Source organism: Amycolatopsis sp. 3B14 (assembly GCF_050958625.1).
Classification (GTDB): domain Bacteria; phylum Actinomycetota; class Actinomycetes; order Mycobacteriales; family Pseudonocardiaceae; genus Amycolatopsis_E; species Amycolatopsis_E thermoflava.
The window spans coordinates 33,872-59,683 of sequence record NZ_JBHZEN010000047.1 but is presented as its reverse complement, the minus strand read 5'-3'; the positions used below and the strand labels follow the sequence as shown (position 1 = coordinate 59,683).

The following is a 25,812-nucleotide window of genomic DNA, read 5'->3' as shown; positions in this document are numbered from 1 at the left end:
GGGCGGGGCTTCAGTCCGGTAGCCGCGCGCCCTGGCGCTGCAGTTCCTCCCGCACCGCGGCAGTACTCACGGCACCCCGGGCGCTGAGCGCCGCCGCCACCCCGGCGGCGTGGCCGGTCGCGAAGGCGGTCCCCATGGCCCGCAGCGAAGCGCCCGCGCCACGGTCACCGTCCACGGTCCGGCCCGCGCAGAACAGGTTCGGCGTGTTCCGGCTCCACAGCACACCGAGCGGGATGCCGTAGTAGCCGGGCTCGCCGATGAACCGCCACTCCGACGGCACACCCACCCCCGGGTGGTACTCGATCGGCCACGCGCCGATCGCCACCGCGTCGTCCGCGGGGGCAGGCGACAGCACGTCCTTCTCGGTCAACTGGACCCGGCCGACCAGGTGCCGCGACTCGCGCGTGCCCAGTTCCGGGCCGGTGCTGACGATGTAGGCGTCCGCGCAACCCGGCAGCGTCCGGATCACCCGCAGGTACGCCGCGGCCTGCCGTCGCGCGCTGCGTTCGGCGCGGCTCGTGTCCGCCGCGTCGCGCGCGTCGTAGCCCTCGTCCGCCAGGTACGTGATCAGGTCACCGGACACCGGCATCCGTGCGATCAACCCGGATTCCGCCGTCAGACCGGGCAAACCACGGGACTTCGCCGCCCGGACGGCCTCGCGCACCGCTTCCCGCGAGACCTCGGCGTTCGCCGCGATGCCACCGAACCGCACGCCCAGCGTGCCGTTCTGCACCCAGCCGTCGTTGCCGTACCGCACCTCCGCGCCCGCGTGCTGCGCCAGGTCGGCCTCACCGGTGGCGTCCACGAACACGTCCGCGGTGTACTCGTGCACCCCGGCGTGGTCGGTCACCCGCACCGTCCGAACGCGATCGTCCACTCTGGACGCGTCCAGCAGGTGCGAGTGCAGCAGCACGTCCACCCCGGCGGCGTCGCACAGGTCGTCGGCGACCCGTTTCACCGCTTCCGGGTCGAACACCACCGCCACCGCGGTGAAGCGCGTCGGCTCGCTCACGGCGCCCAGCTCGCGCAGCCCGTCGAGCATCTCGCCGGCGACGCCGAACACCACCTGCTCGCGATCCTCCCGCGTGAACAACCCGCAGTACGTCACCACGTTCCGCAGCGTCGCCGCCCCGCCGAGGCACGGCCCGCGCTCGATCAGCAGCGTCCTGGCCCCGGCCCGCCGCGCGCCGACCGCCGCGGCGATCCCGGCCGAACCGCCACCGGCGACGATCACGTCGTAGTTCACACAGCCTCCTTCTCGCGATCCGGCGCCGGCTGCTGTTCGCGGACGCCGAGCATGAGCAGCGCTCCCACGAGCGGGCCTGCGGCCAGCGTGGCGAACGCCGCGAAGAACGAATGGGTCGCCTGGAAGACCGCGCCCAGCACCACCGGCACGACCGTGCTGCCGAGCTGCCAGAACGCGTTGGTCGCACCGGCCGCCGAACCGGCCAGGCCGACCCCCGCGATGCGCGGGATCATCGCGACCATCAGCGGGCTGTAGACGTAGGCCGCGACGCCGAGGAACGGCGCCACCCACAGGAAGCCGGTCAGGCTGTCCCGCGTCCCGAAGACCAGCAGCGCCACCACGAACGCGCCGAGCACGACGACGGTCAGCGCCTTCCGCCTGCCGCCGAGCAGGTCGGACACGAACCCGATGCACGGCTTGGCCGCGATGGCGGCGATCCCGAAGATCGCGACCACCCCGCCTGCCTGCACCCCGGTCAGCCCGCTGCCCTTGACCATCAGCGCGTTGGACCAGGTGATGAACCCGTAGGTACCCCACAGCCCGCCGAACCCGGCCAGCCCGAGCAGCCACAGATCGCGCGAGCGGGCCAGCGGGCGCAGGTCCGGCACCGCGCGTTCGGCCGCATCCTCGGTCCGGGTGCGCACCAGGAGCAGGCACAGGACCGCGATGACCATCGAGGCGCCGCCGAACACGTGGTACGACGTCTGCCACCCGGCGGACTCGAGCAGGCGCGGCACGACCGCGTTGGCGATCACCGTGCCGAGCGAGGTCGCGGTCATGAACACGCCCATCGCGAACCCGCGGTCCTTCGGCGTGAACCACTGCGCGATCAGCTTCACGCCCGCCGAGTAGTCACAGCCGGCGAAGATCCCGACCGCGGCCTGGAACGCGATGCCGACCGGCACCGAGTCGGTCTCGCCGAACAGGATCATGAACCCGCCCGCGAGGAACAGCGACGCGCCCATCACGACCCGCGCGCCCAGCCAGTCGGTGAGGACGCCGCCCGCCGCGTTCGAGATCACGTAGCCGACGTAGTAGCCGGTGGCGAAGACGCCGAGCCCGGCGAGCGAGACCCCCAGGTGCTCGCCCACCGCGACCGACGCCGGTCCCCACGTCGACCGGTCCACCGACGTCATCGTGAACGCGGCCCAGGACAGCACCAGCACCACCCAGCGGTACGGGTCCCGACCGGGAGTTCGACTCATCGTTGAGCGTCCCTTCTCCATTGATGTCCTGCCTGAGAGGCAGGGAGTAGTACACGTGTCTTGACACGTCCCTGTCCAATGCCGGTTAATCAGCCCGGTCATGCCTCGCAGGCAGGGGAGGAGCGCGTGGAGCTGCGTCACCTGCGGTACTTCGTCGCCGTCGCGACCGAGGGCTCGCTCACCCGTGCGGCGGAACGGCTGCACCTCACCCAGCCGTCGCTGAGCCGTCAGATCCGGCAGCTCGAACGGGACATCGGGGCGCCGCTGCTGGAGCGCGGGGCGACGGGCACGACGCTCACGTCGGCCGGCGCCGCGCTGCACGCGCACGCGGTGCTGCTGCTGCGACTGGCGGACGCCACGAGGGAGACGACGCACGCCGCCGCCGGCCGGTCCCGCGAGGTGGTCGGCATCGGCATCCCGCCCGGGCTGTCCGCGGAGTGGCTGCTGGACACGCTGGCCGCGCTCGATGCGGCGGTCCCGCACGCGGCGGTCGCCCTCACCGAGGCGAGCAGCACCGAGCAGCTCCGGATGGTCCGCGAGGGCAGGCTCGACCTGGGCCTGGTGCACGAGCAGCCGGTCGGCAGCCTGCGGGGCGCGCGGCTGTTCGACCAGCCCTTCGGGGTCGCCGTCCGGCCCGGGCACCCGCTGGCCGACGGCCCGGCGTGCCGGCTGCGGGACCTGGACGGGGTGCGGATCCTCGCCCACGGGAGGCAGCAGGTGCCGGTCGCGCACGACCGCCTGGTCGTCGCGGCGCACGACGCGGGTGTGGTGCCGCTGTGGCAGTTCGCGCAGTTCTCCGAGCACGCGCGGGCGTGCGCCGAAGCGACGAAGTCGGACGCCGTGCTGCTGACCGAGCACTCCGCGACGCGCCTGCTGCCGGGCTGGCCGTGGCGGCCGGTGGTGGACCCGGCGCTGGAGCTGGTGACGTGGCTGGTCTGGCCGCCCTCGACGCGCACCGTGGTGGACGAGGTGGCGCGCACGATCAGCGCCCACTGAGGGCGAGCACCGCCGACTGCTCGCCACCAGGTCGAGCGCCTCGTTGATCTCCACGGCCCGCACGTTGGCCGTCGAGGGCGCGGGCCTGTCGTGGTCGTGTGTAAGACTTCCGGGCGTGGCGAACCCCGGGTTGGATCAGGCAGCGAAGTTCGAACTGGCACGTCTCATCACCGAGCTGTCGGTGGTGCACGGCAAGGTGACGCTGGCCTCCGGCAAGGAGGCCGACTACTACATCGACCTGCGGCGGGCCACGCTGCACCACGCGGCGGCCCCCCTCATCGGCCGGCTCATGCGGCAGCTCACGGCGGACTGGGACTACGTGGCGGTGGGCGGCCTCACGCTCGGCGCGGACCCGGTCGCGACCGCGATGCTGCACTCGGCGTCGGCGGACGGGAAGGTCCTCGACGCGTTCGTGGTGCGCAAGGCCACGAAGTCGCACGGCATGCAGCGCCGCATCGAGGGCATCGAGGTCGCCGGGCAGCGGGTGCTCGCCGTGGAGGACACCTCGACCACCGGCGGCAGCGTGCTGACCGCCGTCGAGGCGCTCAGCGAGGCCGGCGCGACCGTGGTCGGCGTGGCGACGGTCGTCGATCGCGGCACCGGCGCGCGTGAGGCCATCGAGAAGGAAGGCCTCACCTACCGGTATCTGCTGGACCTCGACGACTTGGGCCTGTAGCCGATTCACGCCGCCCCCTAGGGGTAAACCCCGAAGTGATCTCCGGAATTCGAGTCGACATTCCTGCCTTGATCAGGAGTAACCTCGATACCAGGGGAATCGCGGGAAGGGGGCGGCGTGACGATCGCGGGAGTTCTGGCCGACATAACGGTCGGATTACACATTCTGGCTCTGCTTTACATCGGCCTCGGCGGGTTTCTCGCATGGCGGTGGCCGCGCAGCATTTTCGTGCACGTGTTCTTCGCCATCTGGGGTGTGGCGGTCAACGTCTTCCCGATCCCCTGCCCGCTGACGGCACTGGAGGACTACTTCCGCGGTCTGCAAGGCCTGGGCCCGCTGCCGGGCGGCTTCAACGCCTACTACATCTACGACACGGTGTTCCCGCGCTCGATGCTGCCGGTGGTCGCCGCGGTCGCGCTGGCGCTGGTGGTCTTCTCCTACGCGGGCGCGTACCTCCGCTGGAAGCACCGCGAGCACCCGTCGCCGCACGCCATGCCGCAGGCCTAGGACACAATCCTCCGTGTGGTCATCCTCCTGATCCTGCTCGGCATCGTGCTCTGCGGCCTGGTCGCGGGGCTGGTCATGCGCCCACGCGCGCGGGCCGCGCAGGACGCCTTCGCCGACGGGGTGCAAGCGCTTGCCGCACGCACCGGGTGGCGGCCCGACCACGCGCCGCTGCCGCCGCTGCAGTCGACGTTCGTGACGCTCAACGACGTGCTTGGGTCGAGCAACCACCACGGCATCGCGGTGAACCTGCAACTGGCCGGGAACTGGCGCGGCGTCCCGGTGCGCGTCCTCCAGTTGCGCTACCGCACCGAGTACGTCTCGACGACGCGCGCCGCCACCATGGTCCTCGTGCCACGGCCGGTGCCCGGGCCGTCGCTGACCGTGCGGCCCGGCGACGCCGCGGCGCACCTCCCGCCGGAGGTCGCGCAGCGGATCACCACCCAGACCCTGTTCTTCACCAGCGAGCACCTCGCGGCCGTGTTCCCCGGCGAGATGACCCAGCAGGACCTCACGACCGCGACCGCGGACCTGCTCGCCGACCTGTCCGGGGCCCGCCGATGAGCGAAGAGACCGGCCCGACCGAGTGGACCGCACGCGAACCGGTCGGCGTCGGCCCGTGGGAGGGCGAGTGGCCCACCGGTGCGCACTACGACCCGGAGCTGCTGTCCGAGGGCGACCGCCGCAACGTCGTGGACGCCTACCGGTACTGGCGGCGCGAGGCGATCGTCGCCGACATCGACCGGCGACGGCACCCGTTCCACGTCGCGATCGAGAACTTCCAGCACGACCACAACATCGGCACGGTGGTGCGCACCGCGAACGCCTTCGCCGCGGCCGCCGTGCACATCGTCGGGCGGCGGCGCTGGAACCGGCGCGGCGCGATGGTCACCGACCGGTACCAGCACCTCGAGCACCACCCGGACGTGCCGTCCCTGCTGACCTACGCGCGCGACCGCGGCCTGGCGATCGTCGCCGTGGACAACACCCCTGGGTCGCAGCGCGTGGAAACCGCCGAGCTGCCACGGGAATGCGTACTGCTGTTCGGCCAGGAAGGCCCCGGCCTGTCCGCCGAGGCGCACGACGCGGCGGCGATGGTCGTGTCGATCGCGCAGTTCGGGTCGACCCGCTCGATCAACGCCGGGGTCGCCGCCGGCATCGTGATGCACGCCTGGATCAGGCAGCACGCGGACCTGTCGGCGGCCTGGTAGGCGTCACCTCGACCGGGATCCCGTTCAGCACAGCGGTTCCGGACAGCGCGTCCAGCAGGGTCTCGTCGGCCACCAGGTTGCTGTTCACGCCCGCGTGCGCCGCGGCGACCGCGGTCTGCGTGCCCGGCCCGCCGTGGCCCCAGCCGTGCGGGATGCTGACCACGCCGGGCCGGATCTCCTCGGTGATCTCGACCGGCACCTCGATCTTGCCTGCCTTGGAGCTGACCAGCGCCGGTTCCCCGTCGGCCAGTCCGAGCCGCTCCGCGTCGGCCGGGTGGACCTGCACGGTGCACCGGTTCTTGCCGCGCACCAACGGTTCCAGGTTGTGCATCCACGAGTTGTTCGACGACAGCTGCCGTCGCCCGATGAGCACCAGCTCGCCGTCCGGCACGTGCGCGAGTTCCGCGGCAAGGCGCGGCACGTCGGCGGTGATGGCCTCCGGCGCCAGCTCGACCTTCCCGCTCGCGGTCGACAGGATCTCCGGCAGGCGTGGGCGAAGCGGCCCGAGGTCCACGCCGTGCGGGGCGGCTTCGAGGTCCGCCAGGGTCAGGTCGTACGGCCCGGCGCGCAGCATCAGGTCGATCAGCCGCGCCGGCCCGCGCCGGTCCCCCGCGACGGCCGGGTCGAGCCCGGCGCGCTGCGCGATCTGGCCCGCCACGAACGCGTCCAGCGCTTCGATGTCCGGATCCGGGCCCTGCCCGGTGACGATGCTGGTGAGCCGCAGCATGGTCGCCCACTCCGGCGGCAGGTCGCTCGTCAGCGCGGCCGGAGTCCAGTTCGCCACGTTGCGCACGGCCAGCTGGTACAGCGCGACGTCGTAGTGCTCCCGTTCCAGCGGGGTGGGGCCGGGCAGGATCACGTCGGCGTGCCGGGTCGTCTCGTTGCGGTAGATGTCCAGCGACACCATGAAGTCCAGCCGCGCCAGGGCTTCCGCGAGCCGTCCGGCGTTCGGGGTGCTCAGGCACGGGTTGCCGCTGACCGTGATCAGCGCGCGGACCTGGCCGTCGCCTGGCGTGAGGATCTCGTCGGCCAGCGTCGCGACCGGCACCTCGCCCAGCACCTCCGGCAGCCCCCGCACCCGGGTCCGCCAGCGGCCGTGCCGGAACGGCCTGCGCTTGCCGGGCGCGCTGTTCGCTTGTCCCGCAGCGGCGAGCGGGAACATCACGCCGCCGGGGCGGTCCAGGTTGCCGGTGAGGACGTTGAGCACGTCGACCAGCCAGCTGGCGAGGGTGCCGAACGCCTGCGTGGTGGTGCCGATCCGGCCGTAGACCGCGGCGGACTCGGCGGCGGCGAGCTCACGGGCCATCCGGCGGATTTCGCCGGCCGGGATGCCGGTGACCGGCGCGACCGCTTCGGGGGTGAAGTCACGGGCCAGTTCGCCGACGTCCGCGACGCCCGTGACGTGCCCGGCGAGGTGGCCCAGGTCGGTCAGGTTCTCCGCGAACAGGACGTTGACCAGCGCGAACAGCAGGAGCGCGTCGGTGCCCGGGCGAATCGTGTGGTGCTCGTCGGCGACCTGCGCGGTGCGGGTCCGGCGCGGGTCGACCACGACCACCTTGCCGCCGCGCTCGCGGATCGCCCTGAGCCTGCCGCGCATGTCCGGCGCGGTCATCAGGCTGCCGTTGGAGACCAGCGGGTTCGCGCCGAGCACCAGCAGGTGCTGGGTGCGGTCGACGTCCGGCACCGGGATCGTCATGCCGTCGCCGAACAGGTAGCCGCTGGAGTAGTGCTTGGGCAGCTGGTCGACGCTGCCCGCGGTGTAGAAGTTCTTGGTGCCCAGCGCCTTGAAGAAGACGCGGCCGTAGAGCGAAGTCGACAGGTTGTGCACGCTCGGGTTGCCCGCGTACACGGCGACGGCGTCGCGGCCGTGCGCCTCCATGATCGGCAGCAGGCGGGTGTTGATCTCGGCGAACGCCTCGTCCCAGGAAACCGGGACGTGCTTGCCGTCGCGCTTGACGAGCGGGGTGCGCAGGCGGTCGGGGTCGTGGTGCAGCGCGCCCAGCGACGCGCCCTTGGGGCAGATGAAGCCGCGGGAGAAGACGTCCTCGGCGTCCCCGCGCACCTCGGTGACCTGGCTGCCGTCGAAGGTGACCGTCAGGCCGCAGGTGGCCTCGCAGAGCGGACATGTGACATGCGCCGTTGTCATCCCCTGATCGTCGACGGAACCCAGCGATATGTCGAGGGCCAATCCATGATGGGTTCATGCACAGCGACTGGGCCGCCGCCGCGGAACGGGCGATCGTCACCCGGCACCTGCGCCGGGTCTGGGGACTGCCGGGCACGCTGCTCGCCCGGAGCGGCTGGCCTGCGGCCCCCGGTCAACGGCTGCACGTGCACTGGAACTACTGGTGGCAGGCTCACCTGCTGGACTGCCTGACCGACGCGCAACTGCGGGACCCGACGCCGGCCAGGGCGGCGGCGATCGACCGGTTCGTGTCGTCGATGCGGCTGCGGAACCGGGGCAGCTGGCGCAACGACTACTACGACGACCTGGCGTGGCTGGGGCTCGCGCTGCAGCGCACCGGCCGGGACGTGGGCTTCTTCCTCGGCGAGCTGCGGTCCGGCTGGACGACGGAGGGCGGCGGCGGCATCTGGTGGCGGCGCGGCGACCGGTTCAAGAACGCGCCGTCGAACGGCCCGGCGGCGATCCTGTTCGCCCGGGCCGGTGACGTGGAGCGGGCGCGGGAACTGCTGGACTGGATGGAGAAGACGCTCGTCGACCCCGACACCGGGCTGGTGTGGGACGGGCTGCGGGTGGACAGCGGCGACCTGGTGCAGGAGATTTACACGTACTGCCAAGGGGTTTTCCTCGGCGCGTGCCTGGAAATGTCCGAACTGGACCAGGCGGCGCGCACGATCCGGGCGGTGGCCGCGAACTGCGCGCCGGGCGGCGTGCTGCGCGGCCAGGGCGGCGGCGACGGCGGGCTGTTCGCGGGAATCCTGGCGCGGTACCTGGCGCTGGCCGTGCACCGGTTACCGCCGGGCCCGGAGCCGGACGCGGCGCGCGACCTGGTGCTCGCCTCAGCGGAGGCGGCGTGGACCGGAGCCGCCGACGCCGACGGCGGCCCGCTGTTCAGTCCGGAGTGGAGCGAGCCGGCCCCCACCCCGCCCCTGCCGAAGGACCACCCCGCGCGGGACCTCTCGGTGCAGCTGGGCGCCTGGATGCTCCTGGAGGCAGCAGCGACGCTCTAACCGCGGAACTCGCCTCCGCAAACGCAGAACTCGCTTCGGCGAACGCAGAACTCGCGCCCAGGAACGTGGGACTCGCGGCCGCGAATGCAGAACTCGCGCGAGTCCCACGCTCCGCCGCGCGAGTTCTGCGCTCCGCCGCGCGAGTTCTGCGCTGGGGTGCGTGAGTTCTGCGGAACTGCCGGTGTGGTCGCGCTAGTGGCCGCAACCGCAGGAGGCGCGGTGCATCAGGCGCGGCGGCAGGCGGACCGTCTCGTGTGGCCGGTCCGGGTCCTTGATCCGGGCCAGCAGCAACCGCACCGCACGGCGGCCGATCTCCTCGATCGGCTGCGCCATCGTGGTCAGCGGCGGCTCCACCAAGTCCGACCACTCGACGTCGTCGAAGCCGGCCAGCGCCAGGTCCGCACCTGCCCGCAACCCCTGGCGGCGGACCTCGTGCAGCACCCCGACCATCATCGAGTCGTTGGCCACCACCAGCGCGGTCGGCCGGTCCGGCAACGCGAGCAGTTTCGCGGTCGCCGCCGCGCCGCCCTCGCGCGAGGAGTGCCCGGACACCACCAGCTCCGGGTTCCACGACAACCCGCCGCGCCCGAGGCCCAGCCGGTATCCGAGCGTCCGCTCCTCGGAGGTGGTCAGCCCGGGCATTCCGCTGACGAACCCGATCCGCCGGTGCCCCAGCGCGGCCAGGTGCTCGGTCAGCGCGGACGTGGACTGGATGTTCTCCGACCCGACCTGGTCCACGTCGGTCCGCATGGTCAGCCGGTCGATCAGCACGGTCGGCAGCCCGAGCGACACCAGCTCGCTGATCACGCGGCCGTCGCCTGCGGCGGGGGTCAGCAGCATGCCCTCGACCCGCCGGGACCGCAGCGTCCGGACCGTCTCCTGCTCGGTCTTCACGGTGTCGTGGGTGTCGGCGAGCAGCACCGTGTACCCGGCCGCGGCGGCCTCGCGTTCGATCGCCTGCATCAGCGCCGCGAAGTACGGGTTGGCCAGCAGCGAGATCGCGACGCCGATCTGCCGCGTGCCGCCGGTGACCAGCGAACGGGCGATCGCGTCGCCGGTGTAGCCGGTCTCCTCGATGGCGCGCAGGACCGCGGCCTTGGTTTCCGGGGCCACCGCGCGGGTCCCGTTCACCACGTGTGAGACGGTGGTGATCGAGACGCCCGCCAGATCGGCGACGTCCTTCTGGGTGGGCCTGGACGGCATCAGATTTCTCCAACGAGCACGAGCGATCCGCAAGCGTTTGCGCAAACGCTTGCCGGAGTAGTGTAAGCCCTCCTACCGTCCCCGTCGGCAAACGATCAGCCTCGATGGGGAGGGCAGCGTGAGACAGCGGAGTCTCCTGTGCCTCGTCACGGCCGGCTTGCTGGCCGTCAGCGGGTGCACCGTCGAACGCCACTGGGGCGGGAGTTCCGCTCCGGCGGGCAGCGGCCAGGCCAAGGTCGGCCTGGTGACGAAGACCGAAACGAACCCGTACTTCGTGGAGCTGCGCAACGCGGCGAGCGCCGCCGCGCAGGCCCAGGGCGCCGAGTTCATGGCGCTGGCCGGGCAGTTCGACGGCGACAACGACGGCCAGGTCCGGGCCATCGAGAACATGGTCCAGCAGGGCGTCACGACCATCCTGATCACCCCGAACTCCTCGACCGGCGTGCTCGCCGCCATCGCGCGGGCCCGGCAGGCCGGGGTCATGGTGATCGCGCTGGACACCGCGACGGACCCGGCCGACGCGGTCGACGCCACGTACGCGACGGACAACGTCGCGGCCGGGCGGCAGCAGGGCGCCTACGTCAAGGCCGCGCTCGGCGGCGCCGCCCCGAAGGTGATCATGATCGACGGCACCGCGGGCAGCACCGTGGACACCTACCGGCACAACGGTTTCCTGGAGGGCATCGGCCTGCGAGACGGCGACCCGGCGATCGTCGGCAGGGACAACGCCAACGGCGACCAGTCCATCGCGCAGCAGAAGATGGAGAACCTGCTCCAGCGCAGCACCGACCTCAACGCCGTCTACACGATGAACGAGCCGACCGCGCGCGGCGCGTACGCCGCGCTGCAGGCCCGCGGCCTGCGGATCCTGATGGGCTCGATCGACGGCGGCTGCCAGGGCGTGCAGAACGTGCGCGACGGCCAGTACGCCGCGACGGTCATGCAGTTCCCGCGCAAGATGGCCGAAGAAGGCGTCGCCGCGGCCGTGCGGTACGCGAAGACCGGCCAGAAGCCGAGCGGGTTCATCGACACCGGCTCCGTCGTGATCACCGACCGCCCGATGCCGGGCGTGCCCAGCCAGGACACCACGTGGGGCCTGCAGAACTGCTGGGGGACGAAATGACGGCGTCCACTGTGGAGCGGCGCGAGTCGCTCGGTGAGTTCTTCCTGCGCGCCCCGGCGATCGGGCCCGCGCTCGCGCTGGTGGTCGCTGTCGTCGTGTTCTCGTTGTCCACCAGCACGTTCCTGGAGCTGGACAACCTGTCGCTGGTGGTCGAGCAGTCGCTGGTGGTCGGCACGCTCGCGCTCGGCCAGACGCTGATCATCCTCACCGCGGGCATCGACCTGTCGAACGCGGCCGCGATGGTGCTGGCGACACTGCTGATGGCGAAGCTGCTGGTCGGCGGGGTGCCCGGCGGGCTGGCGCTCATCCTCGGCGTGCTGGTCACGGCCGTGCTCGGCCTGGTCACCGGTTCGCTGGTCACCCGGGTCAAGCTGCCGCCGTTCATCGTCACGCTCGGCTTGTTCACCATGCTCACCGCGGCCGCCAAGCTGGTCGCCGACGGGCAGGCGGTGCCGATCGCGCCCGACTCGCTGCTCGCCTGGCTCGGCACCCGCCGCTACCTGTTCGGCGGCATCCCGGTCACCTACGGCATGACGCTCGCGCTGGTCATGTACCTCGTGCTCTGGTACGCGCTGACCAGGACGGCGTGGGGCAAGCACGTCTACGCCGTCGGCAACGCGCCGGAAGCCGCGCGGCTGAGCGGCATCAAGGTCAACCGGACGATCGTGTCGGTGTACCTGGTCGCCGGGCTGATCTTCGGCATCGCCGCGTGGCAGGCGCTGGGCCGGGTGCCCAACGCCGACCCGAACGCCTACCAGCTCGGCAACCTCGACTCGATCACCGCGGTCGTGCTCGGCGGCACCAGCCTGTTCGGCGGACGCGGATCGGTGTTCGGGACGATGATGGGTGCGTTGATCGTGACGGTGCTGCGCTCCGGGCTGACCCAGCTCGGCGTCGACTCGCTCTACCAGGACGTCGCCACCGGTGCGCTGGTGATCGCCGCGGTGGCCGTGGACCGGCTGGCCAGGAGGCAGAAATGACCCCGACACTCTCGGCGCGCGGCCTGGTGAAGCGCTTCGGCCGGGTGACCGCGATCGACGGCGCGGACTTCGACCTCGAACCGGGCGAGGTGCTCGCCGTGGTCGGCGACAACGGCGCGGGCAAGTCAAGCCTGATCAAGGCCCTGTCCGGGGCGCTGGTGCCGGACGCGGGCGAGATCTTCGTCGATGGCGAGCCGGTGCACTTCCGGACGCCGCTGGACGCCCGGCGCTGCGGCATCGAGACCGTCTACCAGGACCTGGCGCTCGCGCCGGCGCAGGACATCGCGACCAACATGTTCCTGGGCCGGGAGATCCGCCGCCGTGGCCCGCTCGGGCTGGTCCGCAAGCTGGACACGGCGAAGATGCGCGCCGAGGCCCAGCGGGTGCTCGACGAGCTGGACATCAAGATCAAGTCGATCACGCAGCCCGTCGAGACGCTCTCCGGCGGCCAGCGGCAGGGCGTCGCGGTCGCGCGGGCCGCGGCGTTCGGGACCAAGGCCGTGATCATGGACGAGCCGACCGCCGCGCTCGGGGTCGCCGAGTCGGCGAAGGTGCTGGAGCTGATCGACCGGATCCGGCAGCGCGGCCTGCCGGTCGTGCTGATCAGCCACAACATGCCGCACGTGTTCGAGATCGCGGACCGCATCCACGTGCACCGGCTGGGCAAGCGCGTCGGCGTGGTCTCGCCGAAGACGACCAGCATGAACCAGGTCGTCGGACTGATCACCGGCGCGCTGCGCGCCGGGGCGGACGGCCAGGTCGAGGAGGTCGAGTCGGCGGTGCGGACGGGGTTGTCGGCGTGACCGTCCTGCTCGCGGGGCTGTGCACGGTCGATCTCGTGCAGCGGGTGGCGGAGTTGCCGTCCCCCGGCGAGAAGGTGCAGTCGCTCGGTGTCGAGGTGGCCGCGGGCGGGCCGGCGACCAACGCCGCCGTCACGGTCGCCGCCCTCGGCGAGGAGGCCGTGCTGGTCACGGCGCTGGGCAGACACCCACTCGCCGGGCTGGCCCGCGCCGACCTGGCCGGGCACGGCGTGCGGATCGTGGACATCGCCCCCGAGCAGGACGAACCCCCTGCGGTCAGCGCCGTCGCGGTGCGTGACCGCGACGGCGAACGGACCGTCGTCTCGCGCAACGCGGGGTCGAACCCGGGCGCCATGCCGTCCGAACTGCCGGACGGCGTCCGAGCCGTGCTCGTCGACGGGCACCTGCCCCGGCTGGCGCTGGGCGTGGCGCGCTGGGCGCGGGAGCGCGGCGTTCCGGTCGTGCTGGACGCGGGCAGCTGGAAGCCCGTGCTGGACGACCTGCTGCCGCTGGTCGACATCGCGGCCTGTTCGGCGCGGTTCCGCGTGCCGGGGCCCAGCCTGCGGGAGCGCGGGGTGCCCACGGTGGTCGTGACGAACGGCCCCCGCCCGGTGCGCTGGGAAACGAGCGACGATGCTGGTGAGATCGAGGTGCCGCGGGTGCCCGCGGTGGACACACTGGGCGCGGGGGACGTCTGGCACGGCGCATTGGTGTACGGCGTCGGGAGGTTCGGGCTGCCGGAACTGATCCGGTTCGCCAACGAGGTGGCCGCGGAGAAGGTGCGGCACGCGGGGCCACGGACGTGGGTCCCGGAGGTAGGGAAGTTGGGAGTGCGATGACGAGTCCGACGTTCGACGAGCTGCTGACCAGGGCGGAGGGCCTGGTGACGCGCGGGAGGCGGTCCATCCTGGGGATCGTGGGCGCGCCCGCGGCAGGCAAGACCACCCTGGCGCGCGGGCTGGCCGACGCGCTCGGCAACCGCGCGGTCGTGGTCGGGATGGACGGGTTCCACCTGGCGCAGGTTGAGCTGCAGCGACTGGGCCGGACCGACCGCAAGGGCGCGCCGGACACCTTCGACGCCTTCGGGTATGTGAGCCTGCTGCGCCGCATCAAGGAGACCAAGGAGACGGTGTACGCGCCGCTGTTCCGGCGCGAGATCGAGGAGCCGATCGCGGGCGCGGTGTGCGTGCCGCCGGAGGTGCCGCTGGTCATCACCGAGGGCAACTACCTGCTGGTCGACGAGGAGCCGTGGAGCGACGTGCCCGGGCTGCTCGAGGAGGTCTGGTTCCTCAAGCCCGACGAGCAGGAGCGGATCGAGCGGCTGGTCAACCGGCACCGCCGCTACGGCCGCACGCTGGTCGAGGCGAAGGGCCGGGCGCTGGGCAGCGACCAGCGCAACGCGGACCTGATCGAGACCACCGCGAGCCGGGCCGACCTGGTGCTGGAGAACCTGCCGCTGCAGAACTTCGTGATATGAGCGGGGTCCTCGTCGTCACCGGCGGCAGCCGGGGAATCGGCGCGGCGGTCGCGACGCTGGGCGCCGCGCGCGGGTACGACGTGGTGATCAACTACGCGAGCGATCCGGCGGCGGCCGAGGAGGTCGCCGCCCTGGTTCGCGCCACGGGCCGGAAGGCGCTGGCCGTCCGCGGCGATGTGGCGTCCGAGGAGGACGTGATCGCGTTGTTCGACGCGGCGGCCGGGCTGGGGCCGGTCACCGCGGTGGTGAACAACGCGGCCATCACCGGCAACACGCCGGGGCGGCTGGACTCGCAGGACGTGGCGACCGTGCGCCGCGTGCTGGACGTCAACGTGACGGGCGTGTTCCTGTGCTGCCGGGAGGCAGTGCGGCGGATGTCCACTCGGTACGGCGGAGCCGGTGGCGCCGTAGTGAACATTTCGTCCACAGCCGCGCGCACCGGTTCGCCCGGCGAGTGGACGCACTACGCCGCGACGAAGGCGGCGGTCGAGACGCTGACCTGGGGCCTGGCGCAGGAGGTGGCCGGCGAGGGGGTGCGGGTCAACGCCGTGGCGCCCGGTCTGGTGGACACCGGCCTGCACGCGGCGGCCGGGCTGCCCGATCGGGTGGAACGGCTGGCGCCGACGATCCCGCTCGCGCGCCCCGGGCGGCCGGAGGAGATCGCCGAAGCGGTCCTGTGGATGCTGTCGCCCGCCGCGTCCTACGCCGTGGGCGCGATCCTGCCGGTCGGCGGCGGTCGCTGACGCCGTCCACAGCCTGTGGATGAAACTTCGAGTTGTCCACAGGTACACCCGTGGAAACCGGGAACCCGAACGGGACGTTGTCATTCCGGAGGGGGCTCGATCGGGTGAGAAGGGACTGCATGTCGAAGCTGACCGGAGTGCACCACTTGGCGCTCACGGTGACCGACGTCGACCGGAGTGTGCCCTGGTACGAGCGCGTGCTCGACCTGCGGGAGACCGGGCGGCGGGAGGATCCGGAGAGCGGCCTGCGGAAGGTGCTGCTCCAGGCCCCCGGCGACGCGTTCTCGGTGGTCCTGCTGCAGCACCCGGACACCGAGCGCGGCCCGTTCGACGAGCGCCGGACCGGGCTGGACCACGTCGCGTTCACCGTGCCCACCTTCGCCGAGCTGAAGCAGTGGGAGCAGCGGCTCGCCGACTACGGGGTCGAGTACAGCCCGGCCAAGGAGTCGCGCACGCTGCCCGGCTCCGCGGTCGTCGTGTTCCGCGACCCGGACGGCATCCAGCTGGAGGTCTGGGCCGGCATCGACTCCTGAGACCCGGCGCTGTTGATCTGCGCGGTCGACCGCGAGAACCTGGTTCCACCACCCGACCGCGGTGGAAGCGCCTGCCCCCGGAGGACCGATGACGGACCGGATCTTCGACGCACTCGCCGACGCCGGCGCGGACCCGGACGCCGTCGGCTGGCTGGCCGGTGGCCGCGAGATCGGGTTCGCCGAGATGGACCGGCTGTCCGACCGGTTCGCGGCCGGCCTGCTGCGGCACGGGATCCGGCACGGCGACCGGATCGCCGTCCTCGGCCCCACCACGCCGGAATGGCTCGTGGTGTACTTCGCCGCGGCCAAGATCGGCGCGGTCGTGGTGGGTCTGAGCGTGCGCTACCGGGAGAACGAACTCGCCCACATGCTGCGTGATTCCGGAGCGCGCCTGGCGGTCACCGTGCCGTCGCACGACGGGGTCGACTTCCCCGCGCTGCTCGCCGGACTCGTGGAAACCGTGGTGACGTTCGGCGGCGACGGCCTGACCTTCGACGACCTCCTGGTCGACGGGCCGACGGCGGAGGCCAAGTCAGCGGTCACCCCGGACGACCCGGTGATGATCATCTACACCTCGGGCACCACCGGCACACCCAAGGGCGCCGTCCTCACCCACCGCGGCCAGCTCGCGGCGGCTCGCTCGCAGGCCAGGCACATGCGCATGACCGAGCACGACGTCCTGCCGGTCGCCGTGCCGCTCAACCACGTCAGCGGGATCACCTGTTGCGTCCTGAGCGCGCTCGTCACCCGGGCGCGCGCGGTCCTGCTGCCCGCCTTCGACCCGCGCGAGATCGCCGGCCTCTTCGCCACCGCGGGCCTCACCCTGTGGGTTGGGGTGCCCACCATGCACACGCTGCTGCTCAACCGTCCGGAGCTGGACGCGGTGGACACCTCGGCGGTGCGGCTGGTCGTCACCGGCGGCGCGAACGCCGAGCCCGCCCTGCTGGAGCGCCTGCACGCCCGGTTCCCGGTCGCCAGGGTGATGAACCTCTACGGGCTGAGCGAGACCGCGGGCGCCGTGTTGATGACGGCATGGGACGACGACTTCGACACGACCGCGACCACGGTCGGGCACCCGCTGCCGGACGTCGAGATCAGGGTCGCCGGCCCGGCCGGAGCGGACCTGCCGGCGGGTGAGACCGGGGAGCTGCTGGTCCGGTCGCCGTCGCTGATGGCCGGCTACCACGGCCGCCCGCGGGAGACGGCCGAGGCCTTCGCCGGCGGTTGGCTGCGCACCGGCGACCTCGCGACCGTGACGGACACCGGCGCGGTACGGCTGCGTGGGCGGGCCAAGGAGATGTTCGTGCAGGGCGGGTTCAACGTGTACCCGGTGGAGGTCGAAAACGTGCTCACCGCGCACCCGGACGTCGTGCTGGCCGCCGGGATCGGGGTGCCCGACCCGGTGCTCGGCGAGATCGGCCGCTACTACGTGGTGCTCGCGCCAGGGGCCACCGCGACCGCCGAGGACCTGAAGTCGTTCTGCGCCGGGAAGATCGCCGACTACAAGGTGCCGAAGGAGATCGTCGTGCGGGACAGCCTGCCGCTCACCCCCGCGGGGAAGATCCAGAAGAGCCGCCTGCGCGACTAGCGCACGCCTCGGGGCTCACGGGCCGCGGTGGGAAGGCGCCGCGGGCCTTGGCCAGGTCGATCTGCTCCTGGCCGCGCTCGGTCATCAGGCCCCGCTCGATCATCCGCGTGGCGCGCTCCTGGTTCACCCGGCTCCAGTTGCTGCCCGGCCGCCGCGGGGTGAAGCGCAGCCGGAAGCTGGTCGCGTCGTGCTTGCGGGCGTGGCTGTCGATCCAGCCGAAGCACAGCGCCTGTTCGATCGCCTCGCCGTAGCCGACGCTCGGCACCGGGCTGTCCTTGTGCTGGATGACCAGCCAGATCTCCCGCTCGGTGCCGCTGTGCGCGGCCAGCCAGTCCCGCCACTCCGCCGCGGTGCGCGCGCTATGCGTGGTCATCGCAGCATGTCCAGGTAGTGCTGGTTGAACATCACGCCGAGCACGTTGCCGAACGGGTCCACCACGGACGCCGTGACGAACCCTGGCCCGCGTTCGATGGGCTTCTCGTGCTCGGTGGCGCCGAGGTCGAGCAGCCGCCGGAAGGCGGCCTGGACGTCGTCCACGTGCCAGTAGACGATCGCGCCGTTCGGGCCCGGCTTCTCCGGCGCGTAGCGGCTGTCCTTGAGGCCGAGTTCGTGCTGGTGGTCGCCGATGCGGAATTCGAGGTAGGCCGGCGGGCCGTCCAGCGGGCGGCGGAAGTACGGCTCGGCGCCGAGCACTTCGCTGTACCAGCGGCCGGCGGCCTCGACGTCGTCGGCGTAGTAGGTGACTGTGGTGAGTCCTCGCAACATTTTCGGGTCCTTTCTCCGGTGACAGGACCCAGGCTCGCGCCTAAAGTGCTCACCAATTGAGCACTTTCTCCGGAGGAATTCGTGCGAGCCGACCGGTTGATCTCCGCGGTGCTGCTGATGCAGGCCCGCGGCCGGGTCACAGCCGCCGAGCTGGCCGCCGAACTGGAAGTGTCGGTGGCGACCGTGCGCCGTGATCTGGAGGCGTTGTCCACAGCCGGGATCCCGGTTTATCCACAACCCGGCCGCGGCGGCGGGTGGTCGCTCGTCGGTGGGGCGCGGACGGACCTGAGCGGGTTGTCGGCGGCTGAGGCGCGGGCATTGTTCCTGCTCGCCGGGCCGGTGGCGGAGTCGGACGAGGCGAAGGCGGCGTTGCGCAAGCTGGTGCGGGCGCTGCCGGGACCGTTCCGCGCGGACGCGGAGGCCGCGGCGAGCGCGACGATGATCGACCCGGCCCGCTGGGGCGAGCGCGACAAGACCCGCCCGGAGCTGGTGGACCGCCTGCAGGCGGCAGTGATCGGGCGGCGGAAGGTGCGGCTGGCGTACGCGAACTCGAAGCGGGAGCGCTCGGAGCGGCTGGTCGACCCGTGGGGCCTGGTCGACAAGGACGACGTCTGGTACCTGGTGGCCGGCACCGAGCGGGGCAGGCGGACCTTCCGCGTGGACCGGATCCTGGCGGCCGAGGCGACGGACGAACCGGCCGGGCGGCCGGACGACTTCACGCTGGCGCAGGCGTGGGACGAGGTGGTGGCCGAGGTGGAGCGGCGCCGGTCCCGCACGTGGGCGACGGTGCTCGTGGAGTCGCGGTTCGCGGATGTGCTGCGGGACCAGTTCGGGCGCCACAGCGAGGTCGTCGCGGAGGAGGACGGTCGCAGCCGGGTCCGCCTGGCCGCGCCGACGCCGCTGGACATCGCCCGGCACCTGGCCGGGTGGGGCGCGCTGGTCGAGGTGCTGGACCCCGAACCGGTCCGCGCGGAACTGGCGCGGATCGGTGCCGAACTGACGGTGCGGTACGCCTAGGTCCGGCCCGTCCTGGGAAACGTCCTAGGCCGCCGCGGGGTACTCGTTGTCCGGCTCCTCCTCGACCGGGCGGCGCATCTCCTGCCGGTACCGCACGAAGCCGTAACCCGTGCCGACCACGAAGAACGCGACCGACAGCCACACCAGCACGGTCTTGACCCACGGGATCGCGTCCAGCAGGCCGGCGCCGTAGTAGCCGATCAGCACCAGCGTCGGCACCCAGAACACGCCGCCGATCGTGGTGGCGAGCATGAACCGCCGCGAGTCCATCCGCGCGGCGCCCGCGATGAGCGGCGCCAGCGTGCGGATCCACGGGATCCACCTGGCCGCCACGATCGCGAAGAAGCCCTTGCGGTCGAGGAATTCCCGCGCCCGTTCGAGGTTGTGCCGGTTCAGCACCTTGCCCCCGCGCCGGGCGATGAACCGGACCCCGGTCTGCTGGCCGATGTAGTAGCCGACCTGGTTGCCGATCACCGCGACGACGAGCGCGGCCCCGGACAGCAGCCAGGCGCTCGCGTGCGCCCCGTGCGAGGCGAGCACCACGCCGGCCGCGAACAGCAGCGAGTCCCCCGGCAGGAACAGCCCGATGATGAGCGCGCACTCGATGAACACGAAGCTGAGCACGATGACCCAGACCAGCAGCGGGCCGGCGGTGTTCAACCAGCCAACGCCGACGGCTTCGGACGCGGCGAAGTCGAAAGTCACCCGGAAAGCGTACGTGCCGTACGCAACCAACAGTCAGCCGATCGGCGGAAAACAGATGATCGTTACGGAACGCGGTCGCACACCGAACAGCGTGTGCGACCGCGCATCCGCTCACATTTGCGGCAGCGACTCGCCCTGAACAGCCTCGATGTCGAGTTCGATCTTGATGTTCGACCCGATCGCGGCGACCCCGGCGCGCACCATCGCGTTGTAATTGATCGCGAAATCGTTCCGGTGCAGTTGCGTTTCCGCGTGGAACGCGACCCGCACCCCGCCCCACGGGTCGGGCCCGTACCCGCCGTAGGTCAGGTCCAGCTCGATCGGCTTGCGCTCGCCGTGCAGCGTCAGCTCCCCGGCCAGCGTCCAGGTGTCGGCGCCGCGCTGCCGCATCCCGGTGCTGACGAACCCGATCACCGGGTAGGACTCGACGTCCAGGAACTCCGGCGACCGCAGGTGGTCGTCGCGCATCTTGATGCCGGTGTCGATGCTCGCGGCCTTGATCTCCGCCTCGACCCGCGACTGCTCGGCGGGGCGGCCGATCTCGATGCGGCCGCTGATGTCGGAGAACCGCGCCTTGATGCTGGCGATGCCCAGGTGCCGCGCGGTCGCCACGGCGCTGGAGTGCACCGGGTCGATCGTCCACGGCCCGGCGGGCGGCAGCTCGACGGCGCCCGCCACCGGGGTCACCACCAGGTCGCCGAGCGAGCCCGACCCGTCCGACCCGATCTGCGCGGTCCGCGCCACCGGGGCGTACCCGGCGGCGGTGAGGACCGCGGTGTAGACGCCCGCGGGCAGCGGTGGCGTGACCACCGCTCCCGTCTCGTCGGCGACGGCGCGGGCGACCTGCTGGCCGCTCATGTCCGTCACGGTCAGCACCGCGTTCGCCACCGCCCAGCCCTCGGCCGTGCGGATCTGCGCGCGCAATCCGCTCATGAGTGCTCCACCCCGTTGTTCGCCGGGTCGCCGAGCTGGTCGAGGACCTGCTCGTACCCCAGCCGGACGTCGTGCTGGATGTCGCCGCCACCGGGCAGGTTGACCTGGCTCGTCGCGGGTGGGTACCCGCTGGCGACCACGGTGTAGTCGCCCTCCGGCAGGTCGCTGACGACGTACTCGCCGTTCTCGTCGGTCCGCGCGACCGCGGCGACGTTGCCCTCGGCGTCCAGCACCGTGATCCGCGCGTCCGGCACCGGGCGGCCGCCGTCGGTACGGGCGGTCCCGGCCAGCAGCACCGCGGGCGCGATCTCCACGTCCTGCTGCAGCACACCGCTCTCCGGCACGGTGATCAGCGAGGCCACCGGGCGCATCCGGTCGGCGCTGGCGACCAGCGTGTAGGTGCCGGAGCCGACGCCGCGGAAGACGTAGCCGCCCTGGGCGTCGCTGATCGCGGCCCCGGTGACCTCACCGCGCGAGTCGGTCAGCGTCACGGTGGCGCCGGCCAGCGGAGAACCCTTGCCGGCCACCCGGACGACACCGCTCAGCTCGCCCGACCCGATGAGCGTCAGGTCGAGCCGCGCGGGACCGTCCGCGACGACCACGCTGGCCGCCTGCGGCTGGTGCCCGGCCGCCGACACGATGAGCACGTACGTGCCGTTGCCCGGCGCGGCGATCCGGTAACCGCCGTCGCCGCCCGCGGTCGCCCGCGAGACCTGCCTGCCCCGCTGGTCGATCAGGGTCAGCGCGGCGCCGCCGACGGACGTGCCGTCCTGGCGCCGGATGGTGCCGGTGACCGGCTGCCCGCCAGTGCCGAGGGCCTGGTCCGCCCCGGCGCTCGCGACCGCGTTCGTGATCGGCGCGGTCTGGGCCGCGAGCTGGTACTCACCGTGTCCGTTGTCGCTCAACGCATGCCTCCCACCAACTAGCGCGGGTTCGCGGTCCTCCTCGAACGCGGCGTCCGCGTCCGCCCAGGTGTCCGCTTCCGCCTCCGCCTTCGCCTCGTCGTCCGGCAGCAGCGCCTCGCCGCCCTCGACCGGCGGCGCGGGCGTGGCCGGGCCACCGGCCAGCGGGATCTCCCTCATGAACGCCAGCACGATCGCGGCGAGCAGGGCGACCCCGGCGGCGACGTAGAAGACGCCGTGCATCGAGTTGGTGAACCCGGTCAGGATCGGGACCTTCACCGCGTCCGGCAGGTTGTGCAGGCCGCTGGTGTCCGCCTGCAGCGCGCTCAGCTGGTTCTGGTCGAAGCCCGCGGGCAGGTTGCCGCCGAAGGCGTCGGCGATCTTGCCCGGCAGCAGGTTGAACAGGATGGTCAGGAAGACCGCGACACCCAGGGTGCCGCCCATCTGCCGGAAGAACGTCGCCGACGCGGTCGACACGCCCATGTCGCGGCGCGGGCCCGCGTTCTGCGCGGCGATGATCAGCGTCTGCATGCAGCCACCGAGACCGAAGCCGATCAGCAGCGCGACGACCAGCGGCTGCCACAGCGGGCTGTCGTAGTGCACCTGCGCGTACAGCACCGCACCCGCGGCGATCAGGACCGTGCCGACCACCGGCAGGATCTTGTAGCGGCCGGTCTTCGCGGTGATGCGGCCGGAGATCTGCGAACCGGTCATGATGCCCAGCACCAGCGGCAGCATCAGCAGACCCGCCTCGGTCGGCGTGTAACCGCGGACGACCTGGAAGTACAGCGGGATCATGCTCAGCGCGCCGAACATGCCGAGGCCGACGAGCGTGCCGCCGCCGATCGCGACGCTGAACGTCGAGTTGCGGAACAGCCGCAGCGGGATCAGCGCCTCGTCCTTCATCACGTACTCGACGAAGAGGAACAGCACGACGCCGAACGCCGCGACCGCGTAGCAGATGACCGACGTGGTCGAGCCCCAGCCCCAGGTGCGGCCCTGCTCGGCGACCAGCAGCAGCGGCACCACGGCGATGGCCAGCGAGATGGCGCCGAACCAGTCGATGCGGTGGTCCTGCCGCTGGTGCGGCACGTTCAGTACCTTGGCGACGACCGCCAGCGCCACGACACCGATCGGGACGTTGATCAGGAAGATCCAGCGCCACCCGTCGAAGCCGGCCAGGCTGTCGAAGCCGGAGAACAGGCCACCCAGCACCGGACCGAGCACGGTCGCGCTGCCGAAGACCATCATGAAGTAGCCCTGGTACTTGACCCGCTCGCGGGCCGGCACCACGTCACCGATGATCGTCATGGCCAGCGACATCAGACCGCCGGCGCCCAGGCCCTGGAACGCCCGGAACGCGGCCAGCTCGTACATCGAGGTGGCGAACGTGCAGGCGGCCGAGCCGACCACGAACAACGCGATCGCGGTCAGGTAGAACGGCTTGCGGCCGTAGATGTCGGACAGCTTGCCGTACAGCGGTGTCGCGATGGTCGCGGTGATCAGGTACGCCGTGGTCGCCCACGCCTGCTCGTCGAAGCCGTGCAGGTCGTTGGCGATCTTGACGATCGCGACGCTGACGATGTTCTGGTCCAGCGCCGCCAGGAACATCCCCAGCAGGAGTCCACTGAGGATGGTCAGGATCTGTTTGTGCGTCAGGCGCGGACCCTCGTCCGCGACGGCGCCCGCGACGGGCGCCGGTTGTTCTCTTGTGGAGCGTGTCATGCGCTTTCCCCCTTGCTGCGCGCCGAGACCTGGTCGGCGAGTTGTGGAGCGTGAGCTTCGATCCCCGTGTTGAGCCGGTCGAGGAGCTTGTTCAGGACGCGGCGCTCCTCCTCCGGCCACTCGGCGAGCACCTCGGCCAGCCACCGGTTGCGTTGCCTGCGGTTCTCCTCGAACACACGCAGCCCCTCGCTGGTCGGCGCGAGCAGGCAGGCCCGTCCGTCCTCGGGGTCGGCGAGGCGCTCGACCAGGCCGTGCTGCACCAGCGAGCTGCTCTGCCTGCTGATCGTCGAGATCTCGGCGTGCAGCGCCTCGGCGAGCCTGCTCGTGCGCTGTGGCCCGTCGTGGACGAGCTGGAACAGGATCGCGTAGGCGGCGCGTTCGATCCCGTCCGGTCCGAGCTTCGCGACCTGCGACTTCGCCTTGGTGAGGAGCCGCATGAACCGGACGAGCTGCACGCCGAGCTCGTCGGCGATGTCGAGCTCGGTGTCCGTGAAGGCCGCTTCCTCTACGGGAGATGGCATGGCCGATCACTCTCTTCGTACGGGATGTCTTATTTGACCGAAGCAACTAGTTGCTCATGTCAAGGATGCACCCGCGATAGTTGGTTGCGCCACTCAAATAACCCGTCTGTGGTCGATGACACTTTAGTTGCCACAGGCAAGTGATTTCCGGGGCCGACTACTGCGGAAAAATTTTTCCGCACTGCGGACGTGATGGGCACTACCATAGATGCATGAGCACCGACGCTTTGCTGACGAAACTGCGCGCCGAGCTGGGCAAGGACGCTGTTCTGACCGATGCGGACGTCACCGGGAGCTACTCCCGCGACATGATGCCGCTGGCCCCGTCGGGCCGGCCGTTGGCGGTGGTGCTGCCCTCGGACGTCGAAGGCGTGCAGGCGGTGGTCCGCGCGTGCGCCGAGGCGAAGGTGCCGATCGTGCCGCGCGGCGCGGGCAGCGGGTTGTCGGGCGCCGCGAACGCCATCGACGGGTGCGTCGTGCTCGTGATGACCAAGCTGGACCAGATCGTCGAGATCGACGCGGGCAACCGGCTCGCCGTCGTGCAACCTGGCGTGGTCAACCTCGACTTCCGCAACGCCGTGGAGAAGCACGGCCTGTTCTACCCGCCGGACCCGTCCAGCTACGACTGGTGCACGATCGGCGGCAACCTGTCCACCAACGCGGGCGGGCTGTGCTGCGTGAAGTACGGCGTGACCACCGACTCGGTGCTGGGCCTGGAGGTCGTGCTCGCCGACGGGTCGCTGCTGAAGACCGGCCGCCGCACGGTGAAGGGCGTGGCGGGCTACGACCTGGCGCGGCTGTTCGTCGGCAGCGAGGGCACGCTCGGGGTGATCACGCAGGCCACGGTCGCGCTGAAGCCCCTGCCGCAGGCGCCGGGCACGCTGGTCGCCGGGTTCGACACGACGGAGGCGGCAGGCACCGCGGTGGCGCGGACCGTGCGCGAGGGCCTGGTGCCCTCACTGATGGAGATCATGGACGCCAGCTCGATCAAGGCGGCCGAGACGTACCTCCGGACGGACCTCGGCGCCGGTTCCGACTGCCAGGCGCTGCTGCTGTGCCAGTCCGACGCGGGCGGCGAGGTGGCGCGGCGCGAGCTGGCCGCGCTGGAGCAGATCTGCAACGACTGCGGCGCGACGATGACGTACGCGACGGACGACCTCGAAGAGGGCCGGATGCTGATGCAGGCGCGGCGGGTGGTGCTGACCGCGCTGGAGCAGTACGGCGTGTGGCTGACCGACGACGTGTCCGTGCCGCGGACGCGGATCGCCGAGCTGATCGCAGGCTGCCAGCGGATCAGCGAGGAGGTCGGGCTGCGCATCGCCGTGGTCGGGCACGCCGGCGACGGCAACATGCACCCGACGATCGTCTACCAGCCGGACGACGAGGACGAGTTCGCCAGGGCGCGGCGCGCGTTCGACGAGATCCTCGACGTGGGGCTGAAGCTGGGCGGCACGGTGACCGGTGAGCACGGCGTCGGCAAGATCAAGAAGGAGTGGCTGGAGCGCGAGATCGGCCCGGTGGGCATGCGCGTGCACCGGCAGATCAAGCAGGCGCTGGACCCGGAGAACCTGTTCAACCCGGGCTCGATGTTTTCGATGACCTGAGACGCTGCCGATCCAGGCTGGTGTACGACGCCTTCGCTCCACCTGGCGACGGCGCAGGCGATCTTCGGCAGGCACCTGACCGGGTTCGTCACCTACGACAAGCGCTTCCTCGAATGCGCCCGGTCGATGGGACTGCCGGCGATCGCGCCCACCTGAGACGCGA

26 protein-coding genes are annotated in these 25,812 nt (G+C 71.6%); 16 read left to right on the top strand and 10 right to left on the bottom strand.

Annotation, left to right across the window (positions count from 1 at the left end; translation table 11 throughout):
- Positions 1–10: 10 nt before the first annotated feature.
- Positions 11–1,246 carry an FAD-dependent oxidoreductase gene (locus ACCP09_RS25600; protein WP_433750935.1) on the bottom strand — a complete coding sequence of 412 codons (1,236 nt, stop codon included), beginning with the start codon at positions 1,244–1,246 and terminating at the stop codon, positions 11–13.
- Positions 1,243–2,451: an MFS transporter gene (locus ACCP09_RS25595; protein ID WP_231960698.1), complete on the bottom strand. Its 1,209-nt coding sequence runs from the start codon at positions 2,449–2,451 to the stop codon at positions 1,243–1,245. The genes ACCP09_RS25600 and ACCP09_RS25595 overlap by 4 nt, the downstream gene beginning before the upstream one ends.
- 126 nt (positions 2,452–2,577) lie before the next feature.
- Here ACCP09_RS25595 and ACCP09_RS25590 point away from each other — a divergent pair, with 126 nt between their 5' ends.
- From ACCP09_RS25590 to ACCP09_RS25570, 5 genes are all read left to right on the top strand, one after another.
- Positions 2,578–3,447, top strand: a complete 870-nt coding sequence (locus ACCP09_RS25590; protein ID WP_433750931.1) for a LysR family transcriptional regulator — start codon at positions 2,578–2,580, stop codon at positions 3,445–3,447.
- A 115-nt stretch (positions 3,448–3,562) separates the two neighbouring features.
- Complete coding sequence (gene pyrE, locus ACCP09_RS25585; protein WP_123684501.1) at positions 3,563–4,123, top strand: orotate phosphoribosyltransferase; 561 nt, start codon at positions 3,563–3,565, stop codon at positions 4,121–4,123.
- A 123-nt stretch (positions 4,124–4,246) separates the two neighbouring features.
- The gene (locus ACCP09_RS25580; protein ID WP_027933400.1) at positions 4,247–4,630 is read left to right on the top strand and encodes a DUF2784 domain-containing protein; all 384 of its coding nucleotides are present in this window, start codon (positions 4,247–4,249) and stop codon (positions 4,628–4,630) included.
- Positions 4,631–4,645: 15 nt separating this feature from the next.
- On the top strand, positions 4,646–5,191 hold the full coding sequence (locus tag ACCP09_RS25575) for a hypothetical protein (protein ID WP_433750928.1): 546 nt from the start codon (positions 4,646–4,648) through the stop codon (positions 5,189–5,191).
- Positions 5,188–5,838, top strand: a complete 651-nt coding sequence (locus ACCP09_RS25570; RefSeq protein WP_123684499.1) for a TrmH family RNA methyltransferase — start codon at positions 5,188–5,190, stop codon at positions 5,836–5,838. The genes ACCP09_RS25575 and ACCP09_RS25570 overlap by 4 nt, the downstream gene beginning before the upstream one ends.
- Here ACCP09_RS25570 and ACCP09_RS25565 read toward each other — a convergent pair.
- Positions 5,804–7,984, bottom strand: a complete 2,181-nt coding sequence (locus tag ACCP09_RS25565) for a molybdopterin-dependent oxidoreductase (protein WP_433750925.1) — start codon at positions 7,982–7,984, stop codon at positions 5,804–5,806. The two genes, ACCP09_RS25570 and ACCP09_RS25565, sit on opposite strands and share 35 nt — an antisense overlap.
- Before the next feature lie 56 nt (positions 7,985–8,040).
- On the opposite strand from ACCP09_RS25565, the gene ACCP09_RS25560 reads away from it, so the two are divergent.
- Positions 8,041–9,030, top strand: a complete 990-nt coding sequence (locus tag ACCP09_RS25560; RefSeq protein WP_433750922.1) for a glycoside hydrolase family 76 protein — start codon at positions 8,041–8,043, stop codon at positions 9,028–9,030.
- 192 nt (positions 9,031–9,222) lie between these two features.
- Here the strand turns inward: ACCP09_RS25560 and ACCP09_RS25555 are convergent, their stop codons facing one another.
- Positions 9,223–10,233: a LacI family DNA-binding transcriptional regulator gene (locus ACCP09_RS25555; protein WP_378365370.1), complete on the bottom strand. Its 1,011-nt coding sequence runs from the start codon at positions 10,231–10,233 to the stop codon at positions 9,223–9,225.
- Positions 10,234–10,351: 118 nt separating this feature from the next.
- Here ACCP09_RS25555 and ACCP09_RS25550 point away from each other — a divergent pair, with 118 nt between their 5' ends.
- From ACCP09_RS25550 to ACCP09_RS25515, 8 genes are all read left to right on the top strand, one after another.
- Positions 10,352–11,356, top strand: coding sequence for a substrate-binding domain-containing protein (locus ACCP09_RS25550; RefSeq protein WP_027933394.1), 1,005 nt, complete (start codon positions 10,352–10,354; stop codon positions 11,354–11,356).
- Positions 11,353–12,336 (top strand): ABC transporter permease, encoded by a 984-nt coding sequence (locus ACCP09_RS25545; protein ID WP_020418401.1) that lies wholly within the window; start codon positions 11,353–11,355, stop codon positions 12,334–12,336. Before ACCP09_RS25550 ends, ACCP09_RS25545 begins: the two co-directional genes overlap by 4 nt.
- Complete coding sequence (locus ACCP09_RS25540; RefSeq protein WP_433750917.1) at positions 12,333–13,139, top strand: ATP-binding cassette domain-containing protein; 807 nt, start codon at positions 12,333–12,335, stop codon at positions 13,137–13,139. Before ACCP09_RS25545 ends, ACCP09_RS25540 begins: the two co-directional genes overlap by 4 nt.
- The gene (locus ACCP09_RS25535; protein ID WP_433750914.1) at positions 13,136–13,975 is read left to right on the top strand and encodes a PfkB family carbohydrate kinase; all 840 of its coding nucleotides are present in this window, start codon (positions 13,136–13,138) and stop codon (positions 13,973–13,975) included. The genes ACCP09_RS25540 and ACCP09_RS25535 overlap by 4 nt, the downstream gene beginning before the upstream one ends.
- Positions 13,972–14,613, top strand: a complete 642-nt coding sequence (locus ACCP09_RS25530; protein WP_017985686.1) for a nucleoside/nucleotide kinase family protein — start codon at positions 13,972–13,974, stop codon at positions 14,611–14,613. The genes ACCP09_RS25535 and ACCP09_RS25530 overlap by 4 nt, the downstream gene beginning before the upstream one ends.
- On the top strand, positions 14,610–15,356 hold the full coding sequence (locus ACCP09_RS25525; RefSeq protein ID WP_433750911.1) for an SDR family oxidoreductase: 747 nt from the start codon (positions 14,610–14,612) through the stop codon (positions 15,354–15,356). Before ACCP09_RS25530 ends, ACCP09_RS25525 begins: the two co-directional genes overlap by 4 nt.
- A gap of 119 nt (positions 15,357–15,475) precedes the next feature.
- A complete protein-coding gene (locus ACCP09_RS25520; protein WP_433750908.1) occupies positions 15,476–15,889 on the top strand; it encodes a VOC family protein in 414 nt (137 codons plus the stop codon).
- A gap of 88 nt (positions 15,890–15,977) precedes the next feature.
- A complete protein-coding gene (locus tag ACCP09_RS25515) occupies positions 15,978–17,477 on the top strand; it encodes a class I adenylate-forming enzyme family protein (protein ID WP_433750905.1) in 1,500 nt (499 codons plus the stop codon).
- Here ACCP09_RS25515 and ACCP09_RS25510 read toward each other — a convergent pair.
- Positions 17,434–17,850: a YdeI/OmpD-associated family protein gene (locus ACCP09_RS25510; protein ID WP_433750902.1), complete on the bottom strand. Its 417-nt coding sequence runs from the start codon at positions 17,848–17,850 to the stop codon at positions 17,434–17,436. The genes ACCP09_RS25515 and ACCP09_RS25510 overlap by 44 nt on opposite strands.
- Complete coding sequence (locus tag ACCP09_RS25505) at positions 17,847–18,242, bottom strand: VOC family protein (RefSeq protein WP_433750899.1); 396 nt, start codon at positions 18,240–18,242, stop codon at positions 17,847–17,849. The genes ACCP09_RS25510 and ACCP09_RS25505 overlap by 4 nt, the downstream gene beginning before the upstream one ends.
- An 81-nt stretch (positions 18,243–18,323) precedes the next feature.
- Here ACCP09_RS25505 and ACCP09_RS25500 point away from each other — a divergent pair, with 81 nt between their 5' ends.
- Positions 18,324–19,259 (top strand): helix-turn-helix transcriptional regulator, encoded by a 936-nt coding sequence (locus ACCP09_RS25500; RefSeq protein ID WP_433750896.1) that lies wholly within the window; start codon positions 18,324–18,326, stop codon positions 19,257–19,259.
- A gap of 24 nt (positions 19,260–19,283) precedes the next feature.
- On the opposite strand, the gene ACCP09_RS25495 is transcribed toward ACCP09_RS25500, so the two are convergent.
- The 4 genes from ACCP09_RS25495 to ACCP09_RS25480 form a co-directional block, all read right to left on the bottom strand.
- Entirely contained in the window at positions 19,284–19,964 is a 681-nt protein-coding gene (locus ACCP09_RS25495; RefSeq protein WP_017985690.1) for a DedA family protein, read from the bottom strand.
- A 111-nt stretch (positions 19,965–20,075) separates the two neighbouring features.
- A complete protein-coding gene (locus ACCP09_RS25490) occupies positions 20,076–20,897 on the bottom strand; it encodes a YceI family protein (protein ID WP_027933386.1) in 822 nt (273 codons plus the stop codon).
- On the bottom strand, positions 20,894–23,524 hold the full coding sequence (locus ACCP09_RS25485) for an MFS transporter (protein WP_378332830.1): 2,631 nt from the start codon (positions 23,522–23,524) through the stop codon (positions 20,894–20,896). Before ACCP09_RS25485 ends, ACCP09_RS25490 begins: the two co-directional genes overlap by 4 nt.
- On the bottom strand, positions 23,521–24,045 hold the full coding sequence (locus tag ACCP09_RS25480; RefSeq protein WP_017985693.1) for a MarR family winged helix-turn-helix transcriptional regulator: 525 nt from the start codon (positions 24,043–24,045) through the stop codon (positions 23,521–23,523). The genes ACCP09_RS25485 and ACCP09_RS25480 overlap by 4 nt, the downstream gene beginning before the upstream one ends.
- A gap of 212 nt (positions 24,046–24,257) precedes the next feature.
- On the opposite strand from ACCP09_RS25480, the gene ACCP09_RS25475 reads away from it, so the two are divergent.
- Positions 24,258–25,649, top strand: a complete 1,392-nt coding sequence (locus tag ACCP09_RS25475) for an FAD-binding oxidoreductase (protein ID WP_123684490.1) — start codon at positions 24,258–24,260, stop codon at positions 25,647–25,649.
- Positions 25,650–25,812: the final 163 nt, after the last annotated feature.